Annotated in this window: 6 protein-coding genes; 3 read left to right on the forward strand and 3 right to left on the reverse strand. The window is 67.9% G+C overall.

The features are described 5' to 3' along the window. On the forward strand, window positions 1–1047 hold a 1047-nt coding region (locus N878_RS12630), incomplete at its 5' end, for a GGDEF domain-containing phosphodiesterase (protein ID WP_021444014.1). Window positions 1048–1217: 170 nt separating this feature from the next. Here N878_RS12630 and rpmG read toward each other — a convergent pair. Together rpmG and rpmB are read right to left on the reverse strand one after the other, a co-directional pair. Beyond that, window positions 1218–1373, reverse strand: coding sequence for a 50S ribosomal protein L33 (gene rpmG, locus N878_RS12635; protein WP_003464575.1), 156 nt, complete (start codon window positions 1371–1373; stop codon window positions 1218–1220). 10 nt (window positions 1374–1383) lie between these two features. Continuing rightward, a complete protein-coding gene (gene rpmB, locus N878_RS12640; RefSeq protein WP_021444015.1) occupies window positions 1384–1620 on the reverse strand; it encodes a 50S ribosomal protein L28 in 237 nt (78 codons plus the stop codon). Window positions 1621–1973: 353 nt separating this feature from the next. On the opposite strand from rpmB, the gene N878_RS12645 reads away from it, so the two are divergent. Then, entirely contained in the window at window positions 1974–3551 is a 1578-nt protein-coding gene (locus tag N878_RS12645) for an ABC transporter substrate-binding protein (RefSeq protein ID WP_021444016.1), read from the forward strand. A gap of 62 nt (window positions 3552–3613) precedes the next feature. On the opposite strand, the gene radC is transcribed toward N878_RS12645, so the two are convergent. Next, a complete protein-coding gene (gene radC, locus N878_RS12650) occupies window positions 3614–4288 on the reverse strand; it encodes a DNA repair protein RadC (protein WP_021444017.1) in 675 nt (224 codons plus the stop codon). 139 nt (window positions 4289–4427) lie between these two features. Between radC and N878_RS12655 the strand changes: the two genes are divergently transcribed. After that, the coding region (locus N878_RS12655) for a flavoprotein (protein WP_021444018.1) at window positions 4428–4907 on the forward strand (480 nt) is incomplete at its 3' end.

Raw genomic sequence — 4907 nt, forward strand, 5'->3', positions numbered from 1 at the left:
CTGCGCGAGGTCGACGACGCCGCCGCGCTGAGCCAGGCCGAGGCGCTGCGCCGGGCGGTCGAGCAGTTCGTCTTCACCTGGCAGGGCCGCCCCTTCCGCCTGCACGCCAGCATCGGCCTGCTCGCCCTCGGCTCCGGCGTGCGCGACTGGGAAACCGCGCTGAACTGGGCCAACAGCGCCAGCCAGTTGGCCAAGCACCAGGGGCGCAACCGCGTGCAGCAGTTCAACCCGGCCGACGGCGCGCTGCTCGAACACCAGCGCCAGCTGCAATGGATCACCCGCCTGCGCGAGGCCACCGAGCGCGGTCACTTCGAGCTGTTCTTCCAGCCGGTGCAGGCGCTGCAGAACGCCGCCGCCGGCCTGCACTACGAGGTGCTGCTGCGCTACCGCGACCCGCACAGCGGCGACTGGATCAGCCCGGCGCAGTTCCTCGACGCCGCGGCGCGCTACGGTTTCCTCGGCGCCATCGACCGCTGGGTGATCCAGCACCTGTGCGCCTGGCTCGCCGCCAACCCGCGCCATTTGGCGCAGCTGGCCCAGGTCAACGTCAACCTCAGCGCCAGCTCGCTGCTCGACCGCGACTTCCACCGCCTGCTGCAGGATGAACTGACGCGCCACCGCCTGCCACCCGGCAAGCTGTGCATCGAGGTCACCGAAATGGTCGCCCTCGGCGAGCTGGGCGTCTCCGCACATTGGATCGAACAGCTGCGCGGCCAGGGCCTGAAGGTGGCGCTGGACGACTTCGGCAGCGGCTTCGCCTCCTACGCCTACCTGCGCCACCTGCCGCTGGACATCCTCAAGATCGACGGCAGCTTTATCCGCGGCATCGAATCCGACCCGATCAACCAGGCCATGGTCGGCTCGATGCGGCAGATCGCCGCCCAGCTTGGCCTGCTCACCGTCGCCGAGTTCGTCGAGACCCAGGCCAGCCTCGACTGCCTGCGCCGGCTCGGCATCGACTACGCCCAGGGCTACTTCGTCGATCGCCCGCGGCCGCTGCGCCAGCTGGCCGACGATGTCCGCCTGCGCGGCACTCAGGACGCCTGATAGAGCTCGCGCGGCGGGCGCTGCCGACGAAGCCGTCTAAGCGGTATCGGCAAGGCACACGAAAAGAGGCGCAAACAGCGCCTGGGGCGACCGCACGCTAGGCGGCGGAAAAATCGCAGGCACAAAAAAGCCCGCCATGCGGCGGGCTTCTTCGACAGGTCGCCGATCAATTACTTGATCTTGGCTTCCTTGTACATCACGTGCTTACGCACGACCGGATCGAATTTCTTGATTTCGATCTTGTCGGGGGTGGTGCGCTTGTTCTTGTCGGTGGTGTAGAAGTGGCCGGTACCGGCGCTGGACACCAAACGGATCAATTCACGCATGACTCTCTCCTTAAACCTTTTCGCCGCGAGCGCGCAGCTCGGCCAGCACTACGTCGATGCCACGCTTGTCGATGACACGCATGCCCTTGGCAGATACGCGCAGACGCACGAAGCGATTCTCGGACTCGACCCAGAAGCGATGGTGCTGCAGGTTCGGCAGGAAACGACGACGGGTTTTGTTGTTTGCGTGGGAAATGTTGTTCCCGGTTACCGGACCCTTACCGGTAACTTGACAGACTCTCGACATGCCTCAGCCCTCTAAAACCACATGCCCAACCCGGCATGGGTTGGCCGCTTAAACTCAATGTCATTGGCGCTCCGCGCCGCGTTTCTCGAGGGTCTTACCGGGCGCACTGCAAAGCGCAAGAACCGGGCCCCTAGAAAAGAGCGCTGCTTTATACCAGAAAGCCCCTGGCGCAACAAGGGAAAGCGCAGGATAAAAACAGTCGCCCGCACCCCGCCACCCAGCCGCCCCGGAGCCTGCCGGGGTTCACCCAGGCTCGACCATTCGTCGCCCGAAGCGGTATTCAGCTCCCGGCAAATCGACTAGGGTTAGGTCGTTGCCGGCCAACCCGGCGTCCCGTGAAGAAGGAGTTCGCCATGCGCCTGGCTCTCGCCGCCCTGCTCTGCGCCCCGCTACTGGCCCAGGCCGCCACCCTCAGCGTGTGCACCGAGGCCAGCCCGGAAGGTTTCGACGTGGTGCAGTACAACTCGCTGACCACCACCAACGCCTCAGCCGACGTGCTGATGAACCGCCTGGTGGAATTCGACGCCGAACAGGGGCAGCTGCTGCCGAGCCTGGCGCGCAGCTGGTCGATCTCGGACGACGGCCTGGTCTACGACTTCCAGTTGCGCGACGACGTGCGCTTCCACCAGACCGCCGAGTTCACCCCGAGCCGGCCGCTGAATGCCGACGACGTGCTATTTAGCTTCCAGCGCATGCTCGACCCCGCCCATCCCTGGCACCAGAGCGCCGCCAGCGGCTACCCGCACGCCCAGTCGATGCAGTGGCCCAGCCTGATCGCCGGCGTCGAGGCGCCGGGTGCGCACAGCGTGCGCATCCGCCTGAACCGCCGCGACGCCACCTTCCTCGCCACCCTGAGCATGGGCTTCGCCTCGATCTACTCGGCCGAGTACGCCGCCCAGCTGCTCGCAGCCGGCACCCCGGAAAAACTCAACAGCGCGCCGGTGGGCAGCGGCCCCTTCGTCTTCGAGCGCTTCCAGAAGGATGCCGTGGTGCGCTACCGCGCCAACCCCGAGTACTTCGCCGGCAAGCCGGCCGTCGACCGCCTGTTGTTTGCCATCACCCCGGACAGCAACGTGCGCCTGCAGAAACTGCGCCGCGGCGAATGCCAGATCGCCCTGTCGCCCAAGCCGCAGGACGTGCAGGCCATCGCCGCCGACGCCAAGCTCAAAAGCGCGCAGACTGCGGCCTTTATGACCGCCTTCGTCGGCATCAACAGCCAGCACCCGCCGCTGGACAAGCCGCAGGTGCGCCAGGCGATCAACCTGGCCTTCGACAAGGCCAGCTACGTCAAGGCGGTGTTCGAGGGCAGCGCCGAGCCGGCCAGCGGGCCCTACCCGCCCAATACCTGGAGCTATGCCGACGAGTTGCCCGGTTACCCCCATGACCCGGAACGGGCCCGCGCCCTGCTGGCCGAGGCCGGCCTGGACGAGGGTTTCAAGACCGCCATCTGGACCCGGCCGAGCGGCAGCCTGCTCAACCCCAACCCCAGCCTCGGCGCCCAGCTGCTGCAGGCCGACCTGGCCAAGGTCGGCATCGCTGCCGAAATCCGCGTGATCGAATGGGGCGAGCTGATTCGCCGCGCCAAGGCCGGCGAGCACGACCTGCTGTTCATGGGCTGGGCCGGCGACAACGGCGACCCGGACAATTTCCTCACCCCGCAATTCGCCTGCGCCTCGGTGCAGTCCGGGCTGAACTTCGCCCGCTACTGCGACGAAGCGTTGGACCAGCTGATCGCCGCCGGCAAGGCCAGCAGCGACCAGGCCGAACGCAGCCGCCTGTATCGGCAGGCGCAGCAGATCATCCAGGAGCAGGCGCTGTGGCTGCCGCTGGCCCACCCCACCGCCTTCGCCCTGCTCAGCGCCAAGGTCGAGGGCTATAAAGTCAGCCCCTTCGGCCGGCAGAATTTCGCCGCAGTAAGCCTGGTACCTTGAGACGGGCGCACTCGTGTGCCGGGCGTACCGGTGCGCCCTGCACGGTTGCCTCCACCGCCCCGCTACATCCAGCCCTGCTCGGCCATCGACAAGGGCTCGCCGTCGCCGACGATGAAATGGTCGAGCACCCGCACGTCCACCAGCGCCAGCGCGTCCTTGAGGCGCTGGGTCAGCACGCGGTCGGCCTGGCTCGGCTCGGCGACGCCGGATGGATGGTTGTGGGTCAGGATCAGTGCGGCGGCGTTGTGCGCCAGGGCGCGCTTGACCACCTGCCGCGGGTAGACGCTGGCGCTGTCGATGCTGCCGTGAAACAGCGCCTCGAAGGCCAGCACGCGGTGCTTGGCGTCGAGGAACAGGCAACCGAACACCTCATGCGGCTCATGGCGCAGCAGCGCCTTGAGGTAGTCGCGCACCGCCTGCGGGCTTTCCAGCGCGGAGTCGCGGCGCAGCCGTTCGGCCAGGTGGCGGCGGGCCATTTCCAGCACCGCCTGCAACTGCGCGTACTTGGCCGGGCCCAGGCCCAGGTGCTGGCTGAAATCGGCCAGATCGGCCTGCAGCAGGGCACGCAGACTGCCGAACTCGGCGAGCAGATGGCGCGCCAGGTCCACCGCGCTCCTACCCGCCACCCCGGTGCGCAGGAAGATCGCCAGCAGCTCCGCATCGGTCAGCGAGGCGGCGCCCTGGGCCAGGAGTTTTTCCCGCGGGCGCTCCGCCGCGGGCCAATCGCGAATGCTCATCTCACCTCCTTGTCCGAGCCAGGCGCCCGCTGCTCCGCTGCGGGCGCTGTGCTATCGTAGCCCATCTTTTTACGCGGGGCCGGCCTGGGGAGGCGTTGGCACCGTGGCGCACATCCACCTGTATATAAAAGGCAGGCCTATGCAGCGGCTGTATCGCAAACGCATCATCGTCGGCGTCGGTGGCGGCATCGCCGCCTACAAGAGCGCCGAACTGGTGCGCCGACTCAAGGATCAGGGCGCCGAAGTGCGCGTGGTGATGACCCAGGGCGGGCGCGAGTTCATCACCCCGCTGACCCTGCAGGCCCTCTCCGGCCATCCGGTGCACCTCGACCTGCTCGACCCGGCCGCCGAAGCCGCCATGGGCCATATCGAGCTGGCGCGCTGGGCCGACCTGATCCTCATCGCCCCGGCCACCGCCGACCTGATCGCGCGCCTGGCCCAGGGCATCGCCAACGACCTGCTGACCACCCTGGTGCTGGCCACCGATGCGCCGATTGCCCTGGCCCCGGCGATGAACCAGGCGATGTGGCGCGACGCCGCCACCCAGGCCAACCTCGACCTGCTGCAGCAGCGCGGCATGCGCCTGTTCGGCCCGGCCGCCGGCGCCCAGGCCTGCGGC

Source organism: Pseudomonas sp. EGD-AK9 (assembly GCF_000465935.2).
Taxonomy (GTDB): Bacteria; Pseudomonadota; Gammaproteobacteria; order Pseudomonadales; family Pseudomonadaceae; genus Aquipseudomonas.

What these genes read in the sequence shown, in the direction of transcription:
- rpmG (WP_003464575.1), bottom strand. Translation starts at nt 1,373, where the DNA reads ATGCGTGAATTGATCCGTTTGGTGTCCAGCGCCGGTACCGGCCACTTC.
- rpmB (WP_021444015.1), bottom strand. Translation starts at nt 1,620, where the DNA reads ATGTCGAGAGTCTGTCAAGTTACCGGTAAGGGTCCGGTAACCGGGAAC.
- N878_RS12645 (WP_021444016.1), top strand. Translation starts at nt 1,974, where the DNA reads ATGCGCCTGGCTCTCGCCGCCCTGCTCTGCGCCCCGCTACTGGCCCAG.
- radC (WP_021444017.1), bottom strand. Translation starts at nt 4,288, where the DNA reads ATGAGCATTCGCGATTGGCCCGCGGCGGAGCGCCCGCGGGAAAAACTC.